At 49.5% G+C, this 20412-nt stretch carries 18 protein-coding genes and 1 tRNA gene; 9 read left to right on the top strand and 10 right to left on the bottom strand.

The features are described 5' to 3' along the window. Positions 1-319: 319 nt before the first annotated feature. Entirely contained in the window at positions 320-1831 is a 1512-nt protein-coding gene (locus tag Mal48_RS13340; protein WP_145200195.1) for a BBP7 family outer membrane beta-barrel protein, read from the top strand. On the opposite strand, the gene mobA is transcribed toward Mal48_RS13340, so the two are convergent. From mobA to floA, 5 genes are all read right to left on the bottom strand, one after another. Beyond that, positions 1800-2447: a molybdenum cofactor guanylyltransferase gene (gene mobA / locus Mal48_RS13335; protein ID WP_145200192.1), complete on the bottom strand. Its 648-nt coding sequence runs from the start codon at positions 2445-2447 to the stop codon at positions 1800-1802. The two genes, Mal48_RS13340 and mobA, sit on opposite strands and share 32 nt — an antisense overlap. Positions 2448-2574: 127 nt before the next feature. Further along, complete coding sequence (locus Mal48_RS13330; protein WP_145200189.1) at positions 2575-3690, bottom strand: SPFH domain-containing protein; 1116 nt, start codon at positions 3688-3690, stop codon at positions 2575-2577. Between the two features lie 249 nt (positions 3691-3939). After that, the gene (locus Mal48_RS13325; RefSeq protein WP_145200186.1) at positions 3940-4992 is read right to left on the bottom strand and encodes a 3-oxoacyl-ACP synthase III; all 1053 of its coding nucleotides are present in this window, start codon (positions 4990-4992) and stop codon (positions 3940-3942) included. Positions 4993-5302: 310 nt separating this feature from the next. Continuing rightward, entirely contained in the window at positions 5303-5506 is a 204-nt protein-coding gene (locus Mal48_RS13320; RefSeq protein WP_145200183.1) for a hypothetical protein, read from the bottom strand. Positions 5507-5715: 209 nt separating this feature from the next. Then, positions 5716-6627 (bottom strand): flotillin-like protein FloA, encoded by a 912-nt coding sequence (gene floA, locus Mal48_RS13315; RefSeq protein WP_145206182.1) that lies wholly within the window; start codon positions 6625-6627, stop codon positions 5716-5718. A 603-nt stretch (positions 6628-7230) separates the two neighbouring features. On the opposite strand from floA, the gene Mal48_RS13310 reads away from it, so the two are divergent. The 3 genes from Mal48_RS13310 to Mal48_RS13300 all read left to right on the top strand — a co-directional run bounded on the left by Mal48_RS13310 (position 7231) and on the right by Mal48_RS13300 (position 10264). Next, positions 7231-8337, top strand: a complete 1107-nt coding sequence (locus Mal48_RS13310; RefSeq protein WP_145200179.1) for a DUF444 family protein — start codon at positions 7231-7233, stop codon at positions 8335-8337. 195 nt (positions 8338-8532) lie between these two features. After that, positions 8533-9090 (top strand): CinA family protein, encoded by a 558-nt coding sequence (locus Mal48_RS13305; RefSeq protein WP_145200176.1) that lies wholly within the window; start codon positions 8533-8535, stop codon positions 9088-9090. A gap of 181 nt (positions 9091-9271) precedes the next feature. Then, positions 9272-10264 carry a hypothetical protein gene (locus Mal48_RS13300; RefSeq protein WP_145200173.1) on the top strand — a complete coding sequence of 331 codons (993 nt, stop codon included), beginning with the start codon at positions 9272-9274 and terminating at the stop codon, positions 10262-10264. Positions 10265-10337: 73 nt separating this feature from the next. Here Mal48_RS13300 and Mal48_RS13295 read toward each other — a convergent pair whose 3' ends face one another. Beyond that, positions 10338-10862: a hypothetical protein gene (locus Mal48_RS13295; protein WP_145200170.1), complete on the bottom strand. Its 525-nt coding sequence runs from the start codon at positions 10860-10862 to the stop codon at positions 10338-10340. A 518-nt stretch (positions 10863-11380) separates the two neighbouring features. Here Mal48_RS13295 and Mal48_RS23750 point away from each other — a divergent pair. Both Mal48_RS23750 and Mal48_RS13290 read left to right on the top strand, forming a co-directional pair. Continuing rightward, the gene (locus Mal48_RS23750; RefSeq protein WP_261341953.1) at positions 11381-11509 is read left to right on the top strand and encodes a hypothetical protein; all 129 of its coding nucleotides are present in this window, start codon (positions 11381-11383) and stop codon (positions 11507-11509) included. 111 nt (positions 11510-11620) lie between these two features. Beyond that, positions 11621-13561, top strand: coding sequence for an SHD1 domain-containing protein (locus Mal48_RS13290; RefSeq protein ID WP_145200167.1), 1941 nt, complete (start codon positions 11621-11623; stop codon positions 13559-13561). 119 nt (positions 13562-13680) lie between these two features. On the opposite strand, the gene Mal48_RS13285 is transcribed toward Mal48_RS13290, so the two are convergent. Beyond that, positions 13681-15069 carry a phage portal protein gene (locus tag Mal48_RS13285; protein WP_145200164.1) on the bottom strand — a complete coding sequence of 463 codons (1389 nt, stop codon included), beginning with the start codon at positions 15067-15069 and terminating at the stop codon, positions 13681-13683. A 248-nt stretch (positions 15070-15317) separates the two neighbouring features. Between Mal48_RS13285 and Mal48_RS13280 the strand changes: the two genes are divergently transcribed. Next, entirely contained in the window at positions 15318-15806 is a 489-nt protein-coding gene (locus Mal48_RS13280) for a division/cell wall cluster transcriptional repressor MraZ (RefSeq protein WP_145200162.1), read from the top strand. 411 nt (positions 15807-16217) lie between these two features. On the opposite strand, the gene Mal48_RS13275 is transcribed toward Mal48_RS13280, so the two are convergent. Next, positions 16218-16907: a TrmH family RNA methyltransferase gene (locus Mal48_RS13275; RefSeq protein ID WP_145200160.1), complete on the bottom strand. Its 690-nt coding sequence runs from the start codon at positions 16905-16907 to the stop codon at positions 16218-16220. A 73-nt stretch (positions 16908-16980) separates the two neighbouring features. Between Mal48_RS13275 and Mal48_RS13270 the strand changes: the two genes are divergently transcribed. Together Mal48_RS13270 and Mal48_RS13265 are read left to right on the top strand one after the other, a co-directional pair. Next, positions 16981-17054 (top strand) — tRNA-His (locus tag Mal48_RS13270). A gap of 603 nt (positions 17055-17657) precedes the next feature. Then, positions 17658-18032 carry an STAS domain-containing protein gene (locus Mal48_RS13265; RefSeq protein ID WP_145200157.1) on the top strand — a complete coding sequence of 125 codons (375 nt, stop codon included), beginning with the start codon at positions 17658-17660 and terminating at the stop codon, positions 18030-18032. Positions 18033-18139: 107 nt separating this feature from the next. On the opposite strand, the gene Mal48_RS13260 is transcribed toward Mal48_RS13265, so the two are convergent. Both Mal48_RS13260 and tsf read right to left on the bottom strand, forming a co-directional pair. Continuing rightward, the gene (locus Mal48_RS13260) at positions 18140-18496 is read right to left on the bottom strand and encodes a Rieske (2Fe-2S) protein (protein ID WP_145200154.1); all 357 of its coding nucleotides are present in this window, start codon (positions 18494-18496) and stop codon (positions 18140-18142) included. Between the two features lie 463 nt (positions 18497-18959). Continuing rightward, on the bottom strand, positions 18960-19793 hold the full coding sequence (gene tsf / locus Mal48_RS13255) for a translation elongation factor Ts (RefSeq protein WP_145200151.1): 834 nt from the start codon (positions 19791-19793) through the stop codon (positions 18960-18962). Positions 19794-20412 lie beyond the last annotated feature (619 nt).

Here is a 20412-nt window from a genome sequence, read left to right as displayed (position 1 = left end):
TCAACGAGATGCAATCTCAAGGCTGAGCTTGGCTGTCATGCTTTGTGTGAGGGGATTTTTGTGGAAATGAGCTAATTTCGATGGCTTCGAATGCTGCTCAGCCTCTTGGAATGTTCGTCAGAATAGCTAGAAACCGCAAAAACGGACGAATTGTTACTTTTTCCCCAGATTCACACCCCCTTCTGACCGATACATCTCATACCGCACATGTTGCGCGTGATGACCATTGCATTGACTCAATGCCGAGGCTTCCTGAATGGAGTCTTAATTGTTGAGGTAAGTGCGAAAATTGCCGACAGATGAAGGTGGAAGGGAATCCATGGACACGCAGGCACTGCTTGTTCGTTATTGCATGCGAGGACTTAAGAAGTTCGAAGCTGTTGTGACGAAACGTGATCGACTTGCCATGCTTTCCGGAAAGCGGACAGCATGGTCGCTTTTCGTTCTTGCGTTTTCCTTAATGGCGACGCAGGTGAATGCTCAACCCTGGCCACCGTTACCAGCTCCGCATTCTTCTCCTCCACAAGAAGGATTTTATGGATCTCAGACTGGTTCGGGAGTTTATGCAGAACTCGTCCCTGAAGAGAATTTCAACCCATTTGCGGGGGGGATGCCGCTCCATACAGCTGTGGCTCCGCACTTGCCGGACAGCTGGATTCGACTCGAATACTGGCATGCGAAAATCGGTCACCGAGGTGGTCGGTCTCTTGGAACATCGATTGGTGATATCAATGGAAATTTGATTGATAATACCAGTGAGCGATTTGATCTCCCTTCGGTTGACCCAAATTCAACGACCGGTATTGCTGGAGCTGCAGTTGCTCCGACAACCGACAACGTTGACTGGGATGACAACAACGGCATCAAAGGAAGCTTCGGGATTCCAATCGACACACGATCGTGGTTGGAAGGTTCCGTCTGGTCACTTCAAGAGCAAGCAGAGTCGTTGCGAGTTCCGTCGATCCCCCCAACCAGCTTGAACGATGGGTTTTACGGACCACCAATTCAGTTTATCGTAATCCCTTACACAATTGACAATCAGCCGGGGAATCTTGGGGATGTTGCAGTCAACACGCCTCCCGACGGGATTCCAGTTCCATTGATTGTATATGACGAAAGTTTCTTCAGCGAATACTCAGTGAATTTATGGTCTGCGGATGTGAACTATGTCTATGACTTAAGAATTCCGCACGACGGTTGGACTCTGCAATCGATTGTCGGATGGCGACATGAAGAGTACTCGGAAAACCTATCCTTTGGTGGATCGTTTAACAACAACTCTGGCTATGCAACCGATGATGTCACCATCACTGGACCGCTGACGACTCCACAGTCGAATCGCATCGAATCGAAGGTTCACAACTTCCGGCATGCACTTCAGTTCGGTTTTCGATCAGAAGTGAAGCAAAACCGATTCACAGTCGGCGTGGAACCAAAAGTCGCTTTGGGTGTCGGTTTGATTCGCTCACGAGTGAATACACAGAACGCTCGTGAACCTGGCGATCTCTCAGTCCTTCTGGGTGATCCAAATCTGGTGATTGATGATCCAGCTTCCACGACCTCTTTTGATCGTGAACTCGACTTTGCTCCGTCTGCTGAATTGAATCTGTACGCCAAATACGATGTGACGGAATGGCTCAAATTCAAAGTCGGTTACAATCTGACTTGGATGGGGCGACTCGGCTCAGCGGATACAAGTATTCGCTACAACTCGATTTCAGCAGCTGATCCGACAATGTCTCCGAGTCAGCTCGACTTCGGAGTCGATCAAAATGTTAACAGTCGATATGTCTCGGCGTTCACTGTGGGTGGGGAAATCGTCTTTCCGTAATCTCTGAGACTCCGGCAATCTCCAGAAGCTCGGCATAAGCTTCTGGAGTATTCATATTGCGAAGCGAATCCAAGTTCTGATCGACTCCTCTTAAGTCCTCACATGGAACGTAGTGTGTTGTTGACGATTCGATCAGTTGCCTGGGGCGACGTTCTCCAGCTGCTATCAGTTCTTCGGCCCGCGTTCTTAGTGAGGTTCGATAGACGCTTGCTAGCGGATGCAGAAATTTCTCTTCGAACGGAACCGCGATCTCGGCTGTGTCCAAGTGTCGAACCATCTCTTTGACAAACTCTGACTTGAGCAGCGGGACATCACATCCAGAGAGATATGCTGCCTCGACGTCATTCTCCAAGGCTTGCATGCCATACATTAGTCCAGACAACGGTCCTTGGTAGGTGACCTCGTCTCTGACGAGTTGACACTCGACTGGCAATGGAGGAATCTCTTGATCGGGAGCTGCGACGATCACAATTTTTGTGGTGATGCCGCTGAGTTCTCGAACCACTCGTTGTAGGACGAATTCATTCCCGAATGGTAATAGATGCTTCGGCTGTCCCATGCGCGAACTCTTTCCTCCGCACAACACGATGGCACCAATTTCAATGGAAGTCGTCATCAGTCAGGGCTCGCAAGTTGGCACAATGCAGGAATGCAAGTTGGCACAGTTCAGGAATGCGAACAGCCTCGTCACAGCAAGCTGACTTGCGGGAACGAGGCTATGCTCTTCATTCTCAAGGTGGGATTTACGATCCAGCTGGTGGGGGTGGTGGAGGAGATGGTGGACCGAAGATCATGCCTAACGCGCCAACCTGTCCGGCCGGTTGCCAGTCGCCGATCGCCTGAGACCAGACGAGAGTCTCTTTCTTGACCTGACCTGCTTGTGCTCCTTGAGACATCTGGTTGAGATCAAACGGCCCTTCAGATTTCCCGTTGACAGCCACGTACCACGTCGCTGCCATCGGAGGCGGTGGTGGTGCCGCCCCGCCTGCTCCAGCAGCTTGTCCCATGCCTTGGACCATCTGGTTTGCCATTGCGAAGCCCATGCCGAGCCCCATTCCTTCAGAAGCTCCGCCACCTGCCGGGTTCTCAGCAGCGGCTGTCATGGCTTTGCCCATCTGGAATTGCTGGAAACGTCCCATGTCTCCGATCACACCCATACTTGTGCGGGTGTCCATCGCTTTCTCGACTTCTTCTGGAAGCGAGACATTGACGATAAACAATTGCGGGAGGTTCAGCCCATATTCATCATCAACTTTTTCGACGACACTTTGTCTTAAGTCCTCAGAGAGTTCACGATAGTTGGCGGCCAGGTCGAGGGCGCTGATTTTCGATTCGCCAATGATGTCAGCAAATGTTGAGGCGATCATCGACCGCATCAGTTCGTTGATTTCATCAATTTCAAAACTCGAATCTGTACCGATCAGCTCTTTGAGCAGTGCTTTCGGATCGACAGCCTGCATTGTGTACGTGCCGAAAGCTCGCAGGCGAATTGGACCGAAGTCTGCATCGCGGAGCATAATTGGGTTGGGAGTTCCCCATTTCAGATCTGTGATCTGACGCGTGTTGACGAAGTATACTTCCGCCTTGTAGGGGCTGTTGAAGCCATGCTTCCATCCGGCCAGCGTACTTAAGATTGGCAGGTTGTCAGTTTTTAATTCATAGTGCCCCGGGCCAAAGGTATCCGCCAATTCCCCGCGATGAACAAAGACTGCCATCTGACCGGGACGGACAATCAGCTGTGCGCCGTTTTTAATTTCATTCTGATAGCGAGGAAAACGCCAGGCAATCGTATGACGCGAGTCGTCGACCCACTCGATAATGTCAATTAACTCGGCGCGGAGTTTGTCAAAGAGTCCCATGCAACGATCCTTTATGAATTAACGAACTTTCGAACTGATCCTGAAACCTGAATATGCTCTCTCAAACGTTGAGAAAAGCGACGACTCCAGAAGTTTTCGGGCTGGTTCTAATTTTGATTCAATTCTGAGTATGAGAGGAGCAAATGACAGGTGTTGATCCTACCCTCTCTGGGAACGAACGTTCAACTACTCAGGCCGGATCAAAAGAAAATCCTTCCGAAAAGAAACTTCAAGGAAACTCTGCTTTCCTCATGAATTCCATTCAACGCCAAGCATGATTGAATTCAAGCCACTACCGATTCCGAGCAATGCGATACGGTCTCCGGCAGAGACAAAGCCTGCTTCAATCCCGAGTGCTGCAGCCGTAGGAAGGGCAGCAGCGCCCGTGTTTCCCATCACCTCGACGGTAGGATAGTCGAGTTCAGTAGAGAGGTTCAGTTTCTCCAGCAGCAGCGAACGATGAGCTTTTCCAACCTGGTGAGTAAATGTTTTTGTGACGTCCGCATTCGCCCATCCGAGAACGGCTTTCGTCTCCTCCCACGTCTCTTGGGCGAGATCGACACCCGCATAAAGAAGTGCTTCGGAATCGGTGCTCATCAGTGGCCGGTGATCGTTTGTTTCACCTGCATCGACTCCTCCTTCGCACAGATTGGCGTGAGATGTGTCAGCTCGGCAGGCTCCTCCTAGCAGCCGATGACCCGTTTTGCTGATGGAGTCATGGCACAAGACAATCGCAGCGGAGCCTGAACCGATTGTGAGTGACGCGAAATCGAGTTTGAATGATTTTCGAGTCACGCTCGGATCGTTGTTGAGTTTGTCGATCGTTGCTTCAACAAGTGGTCGACCGATTTCTGTTCCGACGACAATTCCAGCTTTGATACGGCCCAGTTCGATCATGTCAGCAATGATCACAGCGCCGTTCAAGATCCCCAGGCAGGCATTGCTGACATCAATGACTAATGAGTTTTTTGGTAAACCTGCTGCAGCATGGACAGCCGCCGCAGTGGCTGGTTCCATTTGATCACGACAAACCGATCCGTGAATGAGTGCTTGGCACAATTCGGGGGCGATCCTGGCAGCTTTGAGTCCCTTCTGAACAGTGGCTGCGCTGATTGTTCCTGGAAGGGTCCCAGGCTGATAGAACCGCCGTTCCCGGATGCCTGTCATGAGTTCGAGTCGGCCTTCCGGCAATCGAAGTTTTTCGTAGACAGGAGCGAGTCGCGATTCGATTTCTACAGAGGTCACCACTTCTTCGGGAGGATTGGTGACGATCGCTTCGAGGCAAACATGTTGATAACGCATAAGGCTTTCGCTTGAATCTCAAGCGGATCGAATTTCAGGAATCGGGACCACGATCAGCATTGAAAATGCTCTATCGAGATTGATTGTGTTTGTTGTGAAAATATCAAGACTCTGGATGATTGCTCGTGCAATGTAAACACCCCGTGACACGAATCGAATTCCTGTCACGGGGTGATATGCAATGTTCTGACTTTCCAAAACGATCGGTTCGGTCTGTCAAAATTCTGAAGAACGATTGTTTCGGTGAATCACGGCAATTTCGAACGACTTGTCAGCGTTCCTGTGCAGCGTTCTTAAATTGCCAGCGTTCTTAAATTGCAGCAGCTTCGACAATCTTGGCGCCGTTCAAGAGCGATTCAAGCTCAGCGATTTCGCTATACTTTTGATGTCGCTCTTCTTCAAGTTGTTCGCTCCAGTTTTGAGCGTCCAAAGCGATGGAGCTGCGGACATATCGCAGTCCACGGAGCAGCATTTCTTGTTGTTTTCGAGTCAGTTGAATATTGAGTTCAGACATAGTTTCAGGGCTCATTGTTATCCCGCTACACAACACAAATATCGATTCGTCGTCCCTGATTTCACGAAAAGTTGTGAGCAGCTGATTGTGAGGCAATGTCCGTCTACGTTTGGACAACGTTGCCACTTTCTACATCGTAATAACTGAGGGGCTTCCTTTCCAATGTTTTGTTTTCGACTTGCAATCGAACTAACCGGCAAATCCTGCCGTCATGTATTTTTTGCTCTAAGTGATCCATTCAGATACGCCTCAGCCATTGCTTTCGGAATCTCTGCTTCAGCAAGAACAACCAGTGCGCGGTTCTCTTGAGTTTTTGACTGCATTTCCTGTTCCCATGCGACAGCTTCGGCACGACGTTTTTCAGCTCTCGCCCGTGCAACACGGACATCCGCCTCAGCTTGATCTCCTTGAAGACGTGCTCCGATGTTGTCTCCAACATCGATGTCTGCAATGTCAATGGACACAATCTCGTATGCAGTTTGTGAATCCAAGCTTTTTCGAAGTACAGTTTGGGCAATCAGAGTTGGATTTGCAAGGACTTGAGTATGAGAGTCGCATGATCCAATTGCAGAGACGATCCCTTCCCCAACACGGGCAATGACCGTTTCTTCTGTGGCACCCCCGACGAGTTGGCTCAGATTCATTCGTACGGTGACGCGGGCACGGGCTTTGAGTTGGATTCCGTCTTTTGAGACACCATCTAAAGTTGTGCGACCGTGGCGCGGATCCGGGCAGTCAATCACTTTCGGATCGACACTCGTCCGGACAGCTTCAAGAACATCGCGGCCAGCAAGATCAATTGCGGAAGCTGTATCCCAATCGAGATCGATGCGTGCTCGGTGTGCAGCAATCAGAGCCCGAACAACACGCTGAATGTTCCCCCCGGCAAGGTAATGAGCTTCGTAAGAGCGTGTTGGGATGTTTGTAAGGCCTGCTTGGACAGCACTGATTTTTGCGTCCACAATCGTATTTGGATTCACCTTTCTCAGTGACATGAACACGAGTGTGAACGGATCAATTTTTGCACGTGTGACAAAAGCACGAATCCAAAGGTTGAAATATTTGCCGAGCAGAAAGATTGAAATCAGCCCCAGAACCACAACCAGGAAGATTCCAACCATTATCGCAACAGCCCAAGGATCTGGAACATCTTCTTGAGCAAGAAGGAAGACACCATCTAATTCGAGTTGTCTCACTGGGGATCTCCCGAGGGGATTGATGCTAAAACGAAGGTCGTAATTTGAGAGGAATCAAAGTTGAATCGTATTTTCCCGATGAGCTTTCACTGGGAAATAATTGCCGTCTTTGTTCCTAAGTCATTATCTCTAAACGTGTAAACACTTGTTGAGATTGTAATCTTGTACAGCGAAATTGCAAATTCAACTCAAAGAATCGTTCCGCGGATCAATTTCCATAGCGAATATCATTGAGTCTCTTCAAGTAACGAATTCAGAGGTGTCCCGGATCAATCAAACTACTCCACTTTCTGAACTTCTTCGAAAGAGTCTGAGAAATTTCAATATTGGCAGGGATGATTCGTACGTCAAAGAGCTTCGCTGAGGCCGTAATGAGAGCCAGTCCGAAAATCTTCGGAGTCGCCGCTCTTCTCCACTTTGTGAGTGAGCAATTTCAAGTTTCAGGATCAGTTCTAAAAAATCGCTGGTGACTTATTCGTTGTATTCGTCATAGAATTCCAGAAAGGGATCATCCCCAAAGGAGTTGACATGGCTCGTGTGATCGAACGAAACCTGCGACGCTTCAATGAAATTGTGCGAGGACGGATTCGCAAGGATTTGAAACGCTACGTCAATCACGGTGAAATGCTTGGGCGTAAAGGACGCGAAACCGTGAGTATTCCGGTTCCGAACATCGACATCCCTCATTTCCAGCATGGTTCCAAAGGATCGGGAGGAACAGGGCAGGGGGAAGGTGAGGTCGGTCAACCTATTGGAAGTGGGCAAGATGAAGGAGATGGCACCGGGATCGCTGGGACTGAGCCCGGACGACACATCCGTGAAGTCGAAGTTTCTCTGGATGAACTTGCAGAGATACTCGGGGACGAACTCGAACTGCCGAATATTCTTCCGAAAGGCCAGGATTCGATTCAATCCAAGAAAGACAAGTACAACACCATCTCGCGAACTGGGCCAGACTCGCTCCGACATTTCAAAAGAACTTACAAGCAGGCACTCAAGAGACAAATCTCAAGTGGGACCTACAATCCGGATCGACCGATAATCATTCCGGATCGCGAAGATGAACGCTATCGCAGTTGGACATCCGTTCCAATGCCTCAAGCGAACGCCGCGATTATCTACATCATGGATGTTTCCGGCTCGATGACGGATGAACAGAAAGAGCTAGTCCGCATCGAATCTTTTTGGATCGATACATGGCTACGCAGCCAGTACGAGGGAGTACAACGGCGATACGTTGTTCACGATGCAGTTGCTCATGAAGTTGATGAAGACACCTTTTACCGAGTGCGTGAGTCGGGTGGGACTCGGATTTCGTCGGCGTATGAAAAAGCTGTCTCAATTATTTCACGTGAGTTTCCGGCAGAAGAATGGAACATCTATATCTTTCAGTTTTCCGACGGGGACAACTGGGGAGAGGATAGTCAAGAGTCGACCCAATACTTGGTTGAGAACTTGTTACAGGTTTGTAACCTCTTCTGTTACGGTCAGGTTCGAAGTCCTTACGGAAGCGGTGAGTTCATTAAGGACCTGCGAAAACTCGAAGCTGACTTTGAGAATCTGGTCCTCAGCGAAATCGACAGCAAAGAAGGGATCTACGATTCCATTAAAACTTTTCTTGGCAAAGGTCGCTAAGCAAACGGCTTTGCAAAAGTGTTAAGGGATTCGCTTAAGCAGATCAGGCGTCCGCGAAATTAGCAGAGAAGTTGCGTGGAGTGGGGCGAGGTAAACAAGAAGCCGGAGGAGCCCTGCTTCGAATCTGTCAGCTATGAGCGTTTTCTATGCTTGTTGTACCCATGAAGGAATTTCATTGAAACTTGCGAGACAGGGATGAGTGAGCAGCCGAGTCTGGAAGATGAGTTGCAGAAGACAGCTGAGATGTTTGTTTCAGCTCTGAGGAACCGTTCTGTCAGAATTGTTTTTGCGGAAAGTTGCACCGCAGGTTTGCTGGCTGCCACGCTTTCGAAAATTCCTGGAGTCTCAAGTTCTTTGTGTGGCTCATTCGTTACGTATCGAAACGATTCGAAAAGTTCTTGGTTAGGGGTGTCGGACGAAGACCTCGCTGCTCCCGAAGTTGGTCCGGTCTCGGAGACCGTGGCTCGCCAAATGGCGCAAGGAGCACTTTACAAAACGCCCGAAGCGGACCTTGCAGTCTCTGTGACAGGACATCTGGGGCCCGATGCTCCTTCTCAGTGGGATGGTATCGCCTTTTCTGGAATCGCAACTCGAAGTGCAGATTCGACGAGTGTCACCAAGTTTGAACTTCGTTCACAGCCAGAAGCGGGACTCAGCCTGCGACAGACCCGGCAGTTTGATGCCGCCTTGCAAGTGATGCGAAACGCTCTCACTCACAACTCGCTTTGCCCTGGTCAGGCTGCTGATTGTTGAACGAAATCCTCACTGATGGTGGTATGGGTTTGGGCTGAGTCGACGTAAGTCTTTCTGCTGTAGAGGATTCAGCGAAACTTGTGAAATCTTTTACGTTTTACCGTCACGTTGCAAATTGTGAACTAAGTTTACATGACATAGCTTTTGACATGTATTCTTGGGCACGGAACATGAAGATCCGATGAGTGATACCACGGACGACAATTTGATTCTGAAGACACTTCAGCGAGAAATCACCAGCAAGAATGAAATTATTGCTGCGCTGACGGAACGTTTGGAAGGAACAGCAGACCAGTTAGATCGCCTGCAGCGGTCCGGGGTGAAACCTGGAGACGCGCCAGCGCGACCACTGTCGAGCTTGGCTCAACATGTTGAGAAAGCTCTCGAAACTTACAATGAGCTCGACCCTGAAGACCATTTCACGAGGATCGAGTTGGGGATTGAACAGATCCTCGAAATGCTTTCCTCGGGTAACTTCGCCTCTCCAGCGAGTTCAGAAGCTGAATCCAAAGCAACATCCAGCAATGTTGCCCCTCCTGCGTCCACAAATAGCGTGAACCCTTCGGGCGACGACGATTTCTGGGCAGCAACCAAAGCTCGTCTTTTAGGTGAAGAAGTCGCTGAAAATGATGAAGCCGAATCAAAGGGAGATGAATCACCAGATTTGGTGACTCCTGCTGAAGCTGCGACAGTCCAGCAGAATTCGCAGTTCAGCGAACAGCCCCTGCACGAAGAGCCTGAACTAGCGGAAATGCCAGCTCCGGTAGTGGAGTTTGACGATCCCGTGGTGTTGCTGGAAGCGGTCACAGACCGTGACTCTTATATCGTGTACTTGATTTCAAGATTGAGGAACGCCGAGGCGGCCGCTTATCCACCAGTCGATTGGAGTGAACTTTCGAATGCTCCATCCGATCTGGTCGCTAAGCTTGTAGAACTTCATGATCAGTTGGAAGATCAGTTGCGGCAGGCCCAACTTTCTGTTTCGTTAGAGCGTGCAATGTTGACTCGCGAGCGGGCGAAACTGGCTCAGGTGAAGCAGCACCTTGAGAAAGAGGTCAAGCGAATGGGCGGAGGGTTAGGTCCATTTGCTCAGGAAGTGATCGGTAGCAAAGAAGATGGAGATCGACTTGATAAGTTTATTGAAATTGCTTTGCGATCGTCATCAAACGAGTAATTCACTGTCAGGCAACTTGAGTCCGAAGCCAAATCAGAAGGTGAGGCTTCGCTTTCTGCTCAACTGATTCTTTTCAGTTCGGCGCGATATGACATGCCATACACGACCGCACCAGCTTTTCTGAAGAGATTGAGTCGTCGAGGTCGGAACCGAGTAAGCAAGTCGAGTTCATGTGCGCTTCGTTAGGAACGGACTCTGAACGCAGCACAGCAATGCCCCCGAACGAGGCGGCAACGCCAGCAAGGAAAGCTGCGGCGAATTTCAGCTTGTTCATGTAACGCGATTCACGCGAGATGAGTTGGGAAAGCTTTGACTCGCCTTGCGTCTTTGTAGCGAGTGCCAGTCTCTTTGCTGATTTCTGGGCGAATTCGACTGCGATTTCAGACTCAGCACCGGTCTGTTCCTGGGGAGACCATGTGGGGGCAGAATCTCGCTCTTCGTTCGTTTCTGTGACGAGTGACGCATTGAGCATTGGCGAAATCACTTCGACGAGTGACCGACAGCGCGGGCATGCCTGCAGGTGCTCATCAAGCTTTGAGGTCGAACTTTCTTTGTGATCGTTCGACAAAATGTGATCGATAGTGTCGTAACAGTTCATTGCCATTCCAAAAACAGAAAGCTTGTCATGCCTCTGAAAATCACTTTCGTGTTCTCATAGACTGCTCGCCACAAGGCTGAACGTGAAGACCAATGTTAATTTTGTGATTACTGAAACTGCTCTAGAGCAGTTTGCTCTACCGTGTGCCCGTGAAGAACGCATTTCTCTAGTAAAAATACAGTTCGCCACGAGGCAGGACCTGCAAACCAATTCGAAAGATGCTCTAGCTGGGAAGTGCCAAGTCAACTTCGATGCTTTCGATGCCAATTTCGAGTTTTCTGGGCATGAAGTCTTTGGCCTGTTTGCTGAATAGTGAACCTGCTCTGTTGTGTGTTGTTATGAATTTCATCAGACCCGGAAAACTTTTCCATGAAGGATTGTCTCTGTCTCTCCGTATAGGATCAATCCAGATTTCCGCTTCACTTTGAGCAGACCCGCTTTGCGAGGCTGCTGAGTTTTCGGGATCTCTCTACAGTTAGATTCACTAGTCAAATCATACTGGTGAATCGGACTTAAACGTGAAACCAAAGAATAACATTCTGCTTCAGCCATTGCGAGAGAAGCTTGAGAAACTGACGTATCGAAGTGCAGAGGAAGTGCTGAAAGTCGACAACGACGACAGGCGTAGTTGGGCATACATTCTGTAGAGGAACTGGTTGACAGCCAATTTGGATAGTCTTACGATTGAAAGTTATTGGTCCCAGTAGATATGATTGAGGACTTATGACGAATGCCGGTTGACATCGAAAGGAGCCCTTATGAGCTTGATACGCCACTCGAATATTTTCCCGATCATTACATTCACTTTGTTGATGGCACTTGGGGCAGTCGCAGATGCCGACGATGCTCGAACCTGGTCGGACGCAACAGGACGATTCAAAATTGAGGCGAAGCTCGTTTCTCAGAAAGATGGCAAAGTCAAGCTGGAGCGAACCGATGGCAAGTCTGTTGAAATCGATATCACGAAGTTGAGTGAGGCAGATCAAAAATATCTGAAAGAGCTCGAACTCAATCCATTCAAAACTACGGATGATGATGGCAAAGGGGCAATGCCCGCGAAGAAGGAGGGGATGTCCGCAAAGAAGGAGACCAGATCTGGCAATGGGTCTGCAAATCCGGGAGCCACTCAGAATGTGGATTGGGGAGGTTCCAGCGAGGTTGATATCAGTTCATATGGCAATGGGTGGGACGTGAGTCCCGTTGTGCCTGAAGAACTCGATTACGTCCCCAAAGCGGTGTCACTGCCGAAACGGGTCGACTTTTTCGAGAAGCTGCAGGGGGTTGTGATTCATCCGAAAGCTCGGCGAGTCGTTGCAGGATACATGTGGAATTTCGGGGTGAAAAACAAAGCTCCGCAAACACGCCTCGTGTTGTCCGATTTGAATACCGGTCGTGAGCGAGGTGAAGGTGTTGTGTATGCCGAGATGGCTCCACTGGCATTGCATCCGGATGGTGAATTGCTTTTGATGAAGAACCTGAAGCGTGGGTCGCCGAATTTAGAGCTCTGGAGAATGCCGAACAATCATATCTCCCGGGAGCGTACCTTTGCTCCGATTCGAGAGGGATCATTTGGTAGGCCTGAAGTTCAGTATGCACGGTTTCTCGATGAGAACTCGTTCGTGCTGAAAGATTCAAGCGGCTTAGTGAGCATTTGGGATCTCTCCACTTTGCAGCCTGTCTGTCATTTTTCCATCGATAGTAACTGTCGCCCCGCTTTGTCCGCAGACGGCAGCATGCTCGCATTTTATAAAGATGAACGCATTGGCCTCTTCGGGACCAAATCGCATGAAGTCATCGCGATTCAGAAGACACCTCGCCGCCTCAACTTCACGAATTTTGCTTTTAGTCCTTCCGGAGAAAGGCTCGCCTGCACAGCTTTTGATGCCCTGTTAGTTTGGGAACTCGAAACCGGGGAGATCTATCGCGACTTTGTTCTAGAAGGAATCGTTCTGAACTCAGGAGTGGAATACTCACACGACAATTTCGTGCTGCTGGGGAAACGGTATCTCGTCGAACTCGAGAGCATGATTAAGTTGTGGGATTATCATGGTGCAGAAAATGTCCAGGCCATTGACGGGACGACTTACTTTTCGGTGAGTCCTCAAAACTCTCCAGGGGCCATCATGCCAACGTTGCTCCCGCATGAAGGTGCTCGTGAGGCGTTGAACGCGGCGCTGAATGAACCTGACCTGTTTGTTTTCCGCGAGGGAGTGAATGTTCAACTCGACACATCGCAGATCCCCGGTTCGCATCAAGCCAAAGTCGAAGCGAGTCTGAGAAACAAGCTCAGTGAGTTGGATATTACTGTAGATGACTCGGCACCGGTCACATTGAAGGCAGCTGTCTCCGGACCAAAGCAAAAAGAAATGACCTATACTCGCTCCGGTTCTTATACCGTTCAAATCTATACAACAACAGTGGAACTGATCTACCAGGGGAAATCGATCTGGAAGAAGACTGGAACCAACATTCCGCACTTTGTGCGTATTCAGTCGAATCAAAATTTGGGAGACATCCTCAGCAAAGCCTCGAAGCAGCCTGCTTATCAATTTTATGATAACCTCGCCCTCCCAAAATTTGTGCAAAAGCCGGTTGGCGATGCCAAGTTAAACGCTGCCCCTGGTGGACAAACAATTGGTAGCTCGAAGGTCGTTCCGACAACCTCGACGCGCCGTCGTCCGACAGGACGTTCGCGATAACAACGCCTGCTGGATGATGTGATTGCCATCAACAGTAAAAGAGGCCGCCGAGTCACACTCGGCGGCCTCTTTTTATGTCTGGATACTGGTGTTGTGCTCGCGGCGTGATCGCGACGTAATCAACGTTCGGATTGCTGAGGGGCTGTCACCGAAGCTTCTTCCTGAAGTTCTCGTTTCATCATTTCCGGGTCAACGCCATCCCTGCGAGCAACTTCTGCTCGGGAGAGAATCCCTGACTCAACAAGTCGCGCATCTGCGAGTCGTTCTTTGGAACGGTCGCGATTAACGAGCGGTGGGAACGACCACTTGATATCGATTTGTTCAAAGAAATCTTGCGGGAGAAGTTCATGGTCGATCGCATCTTGCATGACCCACTTCCAGAGCCGCGTGAATTCGTCTGCGAATCGTTCCTGTTCAGACTGAAAGAATTTGACAGCTGGGCCTTCCGCGACCATCGTCGAAGCAAAATTGGAATTCGATGCGTCGGAAGTGAGCATGAATTCGGGGAGACCTGCTCCGGCTGCAATCGATAGCAGAAGCATTCTTCCTAAAGAAACTGCATCGCCGAAGTTTGTGTTTGGCTGTAAGAATTGAATGTCGGTACCGTGGTTGGTCGTGAGGATCGTCCCCGGCGCAAACTTCTCACGTCGAACTCCCCCGATCCCAGTCCCGTCTCCCGCTCGATTGGCAGCTGTCTCTGCCATCTGCGGAGAACCTTGAACCTTTCGCCAGAGTACGATTGAAGACTGAAGCTTACGAGCCATGAGTTCCGTTTCCAGCCAACGTTCATAGCAGTTCAGCGGTTCCATAATTGGAGCAAAGGTTGAGACGCCTCGCTTCTCATTGGAGTCGACACCGATTCGAGTTTGAAGCATCTCTTCTGTCGGAATCCGTTCAACGTGATGCGATCCCGGCGTAATCAAATGGAGATACTCGATCGGAGTTTCAACATCGTGCGGGGCTGTGATGATTCCCTGCGAGTCGGGCGCATCAGAAGTTGCCGTGATTGTTTCCGGGTCGACAAAGCGAACATGAGGTGGCCAATGGCCTCCGGAAAATTTACGAATGAAGGCCTCTCCGTCGCGCCAGGTTCTGCGGGCATGTTCGTTGTACGAATAATGCGACGCATTCTTCATGCGGAACTGTTTCCAAAGCAGGTTCGCAGTTTGAATCAAGTCTTCATGATGTGATGCGTCCTCTGTCCCATCATGGGGCTTGTGACTCAAGTGAAGTCCTGGGCCAGTGACGTAGGCTTCCATCAGTCGAAGGATGTTGCAGGCGTGTGGGTTCTCCAGCACGAGCTTTCTCACTTTATCGCGAGTCGATGCTCGCTCTGGCTCGCTGCCCAAAAATTTCGATCCCCCTACGAGGGCCCATTCCCCCGAATCGTTCGCAACCGGTTGAGCATGAGTCGTCTCAGTCAGTTCGACGAGTCGCTCGTGCACAATCTTTTCGTACTTCGCTCGGAGCTGAGCGGTCGAGAGTTTATCGCGGAAGTAACGCCACATTGTCTGTTCCTGATGAAGAATGGAAGGTTCTCTGGTCCCCTTAAATGCTCTTCAGCAAGTTGCGCGGGCTCGGTGGTTCAACGAAATTTTCCATAAAACCGGCACAATCGTATTGACCGGCCAGATTTGTCAACTAGTATCCTCTTTGTGGGAAACACGCCCAAAAGATCTTTTAAAATTTGATTGCATGTGGGGAATTAACCCATTAGGATTTGGTTTCACGTTTACCAACACTGAGTCATCTGATCATGCCAACTCCTCCTGAAGCCTTTATTACTGGAGAATTCCGGAGGGCGATGGATGATCGATTTCGACTGACTTTACCTGCTGAGTTTGCTTCTTCAGTGACGGACAGTGCCGGTCAGACAATCCTCGCGAAGGAACGCGATGGTTGTCTAAGTTTGTGGAAAGCAGCTGACTGGCAAATGCGAGTGGATGACGGATTGTCTTTACTCCGCGAGAAGATCCGTACCGGCCGTATGGAACAGAGATGGACCGAGGTCCAGCGGCTCGGTCGGCTTTTGTCGACTCGTTCTGCCGAAGTCAAACTTGCGAATCGGTCTCGCGTTTTAATCCCGGAAGGCTTTCGAGAATTTCTCGGAGTCGAAAAGGGAGGCGATGTGATGATTGTGGGAGCTGTTGTTTGCGTTGAAATCTGGAGACCCGACGCTTGGTTGGAACAGCTTCGGGCAGATATGCCTGGCTTTGGCGAGCTCTTCAATAGCCTTTCCGGTTAAACCGTTCTCATCAGAAAGTTCAAGACATGGTCGTCAGCAACGAGAGAATTAAAATCCCCACACAAACCTGAACGCATGTCTGGCGGGCGGGAGAAAGGAACTACTCAACAACGCTGCAAGAGCCCCCACACAAGGCTCCCAGGGATGGAAAACTCGGCATGGACGCCACTTTCTCACAACTGCCAGACATGCTATTTTTTTGCAATCAAAACCTTTGAGCAAGATCAGAAATCAGCTCCGACTCAGCTCAGTCGAAGAATCAGTCTCGACCAAAGTTCGTGCCGATAAACCCGGATCAAAGAGCCGGTGTCGGCGAATGAGTCCCAGTCTTGCAGGGATTTCAGCGTACTCCCTTGCTAGCGAATCCTTCTTGAGAGCTGTCCCCGCGTGGCGATTCAGTCTTCTCTGTTCTTAACTTGACGCTTCCAATTCCCTCTTGAAGCGTTTTTCGATGGCCCCACAGTTAGAGACTGACTTTCTGGTCCACTCCAGATAGAGGTCTTCGAGCTCATTTGGGCGGAGTTCCCACTCGATCTCAGACTGTTTGAGCTTCTCGGTCAGAACGTGCAGCGAGAGTGCCGCAGCGACAGAAACATTAAAACTCTCAACGAAACCAAACATCGGGATATGGGTGCAAATATCAACACGTTCAATGACTTCGGGGGGGAGCCCTTCTTTTTCTGTTCCAAAAAAAAGAGCCAATGGTTTTTCCTGCTGAAACTCGATTGCTGAGACGGGGAGACTCTTTTCGTTCACCACTGTTGCGGCTGTCTGGAAATTTCGCGATTTGAGCTCTTCAAAACACCGATTCAGACTATTTTCGCCTTCGAAGCGGTGCAGCGTGAGCCAGCGATCTGTTCCCATTGCGATATCTCGTTTTGTGGAGAATTTATGCGTCGATTCAACTACGTAGACATCCTGCACGCCAAAAGCTTCGCAGCTTCTTAAGATTGCACTGGCATTATGTTCCTGATATAGATCAACGAGTACCACTGTGATTTGGCGAGTCCGGTTGCTTAAAGTTGCTGCGAACTTCGCTTGACGCTCTGGTGTCAGGAACTGTTGAAGGTGTTCCTGGAGTGCTCGTTCGTATTCTGTCATGGGACGCTTGTCTCAATGAGTGAAGTCGATTATTCTTTGCGTTCGCAAGCCAAAACAGGAGAGCGAACAGATGGTGGGTATAGCTCAGTTGGTTAGAGCGCCTGGTTGTGGTCCAGGAGGTCGCGGGTTCAAATCCCGTTACTCACCCTTTCCGAAAAGAGAGCCCAAAAGGCTTTCAGGGAACTCCATTTAAAAACGAAAAGCCAAACCGATACTTATTGGTTTGGCTTTTTTCATGCAACTGTCGAAATACAATAAGTTGATTGTTTGCGACTCGTCGAGGGTTCGGAGTTCAGGTTGGCAGGCGGAATTTTATTCTTCTACCCGCCACGCACTCCGCCCATTCGGTCGTGCTGCGACGATGCTGAAATTCAATCAATTCAATGAGTTACAGCGAATTGACAACGCTTCAGTGCCGATTAGTATATGTGTGGTACATTTTAGAACTGATCCTGAAACCTGAACTTGTGCTCTCAAACACTGAGAAAATTTATCATTTCATAAGTTTCCGGACTGGTTCTAGAACTGGTCTCAAAATTTGATGTTCACTTCTCTGGTGCAGAGAACGGTCGCGATTCCATAGGTTCTGAGACTGCTTGTAGAGTATCTTTCGGATTGGTGTTCAGGAACTGCCTCGTGGCGAACAGCAATTTTAATAGAGAAACGCGTTCTTCACGGGCACACGGTGGAGCAAACTGCTCTAGATGGCGAGTTTCCGGAGTGTCAGTGCAGCCTTGAGATGTGGTGGTGATGATGGCGATTTCAGTGACACATGAAGAAATCAACGGCGTGCAAGTGCTCACTATTGGTACTGAGGCTCTGAGCATCGATGAATTGAATCTGGAAGAAATCAGCCAGAAACTTTTCGATTTAGCTGCCGAAATTCCACCGCAAATTGTGATCAATATGCAATATGTGGAATTTTACGGCTCCTCGTTTATCGAGACGCTCTTTCGAATTTGGAATCGAATCAAGAGCAGCGAAAATGGAGCCTTCGGGATTGCGGGCTTGCAAACTTACTGTCGAGAAATCCTGCAGATGACCAATCTCGACTCGATTTGGGCGATCTATGACGATGTCGATGCTGCTGTCGCTGCAATTTCGTCAGCTGGGAATAAGTCGTAATCCTCATCCTCTCTTGAGGCAGGCTCTGCGACCTGTCACCGCCGGGAGGAAATCTCCTTACTGAACCTTACAGAAGAGGTCATCAGTTCGGCTTTTCTCTGCTTGAATTATTCTTCAGAAGTTGACTCGGGAGCAGTGAGATCTGGCTTGTCAGGGACTTTGACGAGAATGTCGTCACCCTGAATCTGGACTTCGTAAGAGTCCGTCTTTAATTTCGATTTCGGGGAATCGAGCCAAGACCCATCTTTCAAGCAAAATCGCCATGCGTGCCAAGGGCAGCTGACCGCTCCATCTTCGACATATCCCGCAGAAAGAGATGCTCCCATGTGCGGGCAGAAATCGTTGATCGCCAAGTATTCCCCATCAACAAGGAAGAGTCCGACCATTTGCCCCTTGGCAGGAAATGCGCGGCCTTCACCTTCAGGGATGTCACCGACTTTCGCCACAGCAATAAACTCTGACATACAATTCTTCTCTCAGGGACACTTGCGAGAACAATGTTGCTGAAATCGTTGATATCCACTGTTGATATCCACTGTTGATATCCACTGTTGATATCCACTGTTGATATCCACTGTTGATATCCACTGTTGATATCCACTGTTGCCGCTGGCTTTTTGGTGAGTTACTGCGGTTCGTGGGAGCACTTGTCTTTTCAGGCCGAAAACCTGTTGGGCTGCTCTTTCAGTGTCACCTGTGGACCATCAGCCGTGGGCGATCACTGTGTATCAATTCAGCTGGGATGAACAACTTCAAGCAAGATCTGTTCTCTCGCATTTTCGAATTGGTGTTTGCGTACTGCCTCGAGGCGAACAGCAATTTCTCTGGTGAAAGGTGTTCTTCGCGGGCAGGTGTAGAGCAAACTGTTCTATAAAAAAATACGCTCGCGACTGAAACAGCCACGAGCGTTGACTTGAACGAAATCGATTAGTCGCTGACAGTCAGCAGGGTGAATCGTTTCGCTTTTAATCCATTTTCAGCCAGAATCTGACTGACAGTTTTCGAATCTTCTTTGGCGAACGGCTGTTCAGTGAGAACGCCAGCTTCTTCGCGATAGAAGACACTCATTCTGCCGTCAACGATTTTCTCGATGATATTGTCTGGCTTACCACTCGCTTTGGCTTCTTCGGTGAGTCGATCACGCTCAGCCTGGACCAAAGCAGGGTCGACATTGTCCACGGTAGCGACTTTAGGTCGCATTGCTGCGATGTGCATCGCGATGTCACGAAGAATGTCTGCATTTTTCGGTTCACCCTCAGCTTCGAAGAGAACACCAGTTTTGCCATCGTGGTGAACGTAAATTCCCGTAGGACCAGTCACTTTGGCAACCTGTCCGATAACGATCTTCTCACGAATTTTGTTGATCGTTTCTTCGTACAAGTCTTTCAGCGTTCCACCAGCTGGGTTTTCTTGTTCAAGCAGTGCTTCGCCAGAATCGGCTCCCGGGCCTGTGAGGAGTTGAGAAACAGCGGCATTTCCGATAGCGGCAAGACCTTCGCTGCCAGCAACGGGTGCAGATTCGCAAAGCATCACAACAGCAGCTGAGGTGGCTCCATCTTCAGATGTTTTCGTGAAGATGCGACCTTCGGCTGTTGCGTTGTCAGCACGTTTGACCATGACTTTTTCGAACTGCTCGCGCAAGATTTCGATGGCTTTGCTTTCATCACCGTCTGCTGCCACGAGTGCTTTTTTGCAATCCATCATGGGCAAATCTGTTTTTTCCCGCAATGCTTTGACTGCTGCGGCTGTAATTTCGGCCATCTCCGAAGTCCTCTCTCAATCCAGTTGAAGTCGTTTTTCTTGTCTACGTATCTGCTGGAATACTCGCCAGCCGTTTGATGGCACCTCACCATCACATTTTACGATATTGCGATTTATCGCCCTTGGAGTCTGCTCAACTTTTTAGTGGTTGAGTACCTTCAGCCTGTTGAACCATCAGCTTGTTGAAATTGGTTTTTCATTGAGGAAAGCCTCCTCAACCCGTTTCGCGTCAGTTGTTCTTTTGCAAATTGGGGATCGAAACCCTTTGGTGACACGAATGAACGGACAAGACAGCGATTTTGTCGCGGTCACCGATCTCCATACCAGCCTTTTCAAGCAGATCAATGCTCCATCGGCGGTATTGTTGCGAAAATCGGGTCGAACCACAACCAGAATCGATCGACTCAGCAAAAACTGAGAATCTTTCTGCGTGCCTCTAAATAATCACCTTTTTACACAGCTGGACAGGTGAATCAGTGAGGAGGTTCGAGCACAAATTTTAAAGGGGAGCGAAATGGTCAGACCATTGCGCGATCTGACAGTTTCCGTACAGCCGCTAGAACCGGTCAGGAGACTCTTTAGATATTGTTGCTTTTGGGCAACGTGCAGGTTTGCTTGA

Source organism: Thalassoglobus polymorphus, assembly GCF_007744255.1.
Classification (GTDB): Bacteria; Planctomycetota; Planctomycetia; order Planctomycetales; family Planctomycetaceae; genus Thalassoglobus; species Thalassoglobus polymorphus.
The sequence above is the reverse complement of the archived record's forward strand: the minus strand, read 5'-3'. Positions and strand labels throughout refer to the sequence as shown.

What these genes read in the sequence shown, in the direction of transcription:
- Mal48_RS13340 (WP_145200195.1), top strand. Translation starts at nt 320, where the DNA reads ATGGACACGCAGGCACTGCTTGTTCGTTATTGCATGCGAGGACTTAAG.
- mobA (WP_145200192.1), bottom strand. Translation starts at nt 2,447, where the DNA reads ATGACGACTTCCATTGAAATTGGTGCCATCGTGTTGTGCGGAGGAAAG.
- Mal48_RS13330 (WP_145200189.1), bottom strand. Translation starts at nt 3,690, where the DNA reads ATGGGACTCTTTGACAAACTCCGCGCCGAGTTAATTGACATTATCGAG.
- Mal48_RS13325 (WP_145200186.1), bottom strand. Translation starts at nt 4,992, where the DNA reads ATGCGTTATCAACATGTTTGCCTCGAAGCGATCGTCACCAATCCTCCC.
- Mal48_RS13320 (WP_145200183.1), bottom strand. Translation starts at nt 5,506, where the DNA reads ATGTCTGAACTCAATATTCAACTGACTCGAAAACAACAAGAAATGCTG.
- floA (WP_145206182.1), bottom strand. Translation starts at nt 6,627, where the DNA reads ATGGTTGGAATCTTCCTGGTTGTGGTTCTGGGGCTGATTTCAATCTTT.
- Mal48_RS13310 (WP_145200179.1), top strand. Translation starts at nt 7,231, where the DNA reads ATGGCTCGTGTGATCGAACGAAACCTGCGACGCTTCAATGAAATTGTG.
- Mal48_RS13305 (WP_145200176.1), top strand. Translation starts at nt 8,533, where the DNA reads ATGAGTGAGCAGCCGAGTCTGGAAGATGAGTTGCAGAAGACAGCTGAG.
- Mal48_RS13300 (WP_145200173.1), top strand. Translation starts at nt 9,272, where the DNA reads ATGAGTGATACCACGGACGACAATTTGATTCTGAAGACACTTCAGCGA.
- Mal48_RS13295 (WP_145200170.1), bottom strand. Translation starts at nt 10,862, where the DNA reads ATGAACTGTTACGACACTATCGATCACATTTTGTCGAACGATCACAAA.
- Mal48_RS13290 (WP_145200167.1), top strand. Translation starts at nt 11,621, where the DNA reads ATGAGCTTGATACGCCACTCGAATATTTTCCCGATCATTACATTCACT.
- Mal48_RS13285 (WP_145200164.1), bottom strand. Translation starts at nt 15,069, where the DNA reads ATGTGGCGTTACTTCCGCGATAAACTCTCGACCGCTCAGCTCCGAGCG.
- Mal48_RS13280 (WP_145200162.1), top strand. Translation starts at nt 15,318, where the DNA reads ATGCCAACTCCTCCTGAAGCCTTTATTACTGGAGAATTCCGGAGGGCG.
- Mal48_RS13275 (WP_145200160.1), bottom strand. Translation starts at nt 16,907, where the DNA reads ATGACAGAATACGAACGAGCACTCCAGGAACACCTTCAACAGTTCCTG.
- Mal48_RS13265 (WP_145200157.1), top strand. Translation starts at nt 17,658, where the DNA reads ATGATGGCGATTTCAGTGACACATGAAGAAATCAACGGCGTGCAAGTG.
- Mal48_RS13260 (WP_145200154.1), bottom strand. Translation starts at nt 18,496, where the DNA reads ATGTCAGAGTTTATTGCTGTGGCGAAAGTCGGTGACATCCCTGAAGGT.
- tsf (WP_145200151.1), bottom strand. Translation starts at nt 19,793, where the DNA reads ATGGCCGAAATTACAGCCGCAGCAGTCAAAGCATTGCGGGAAAAAACA.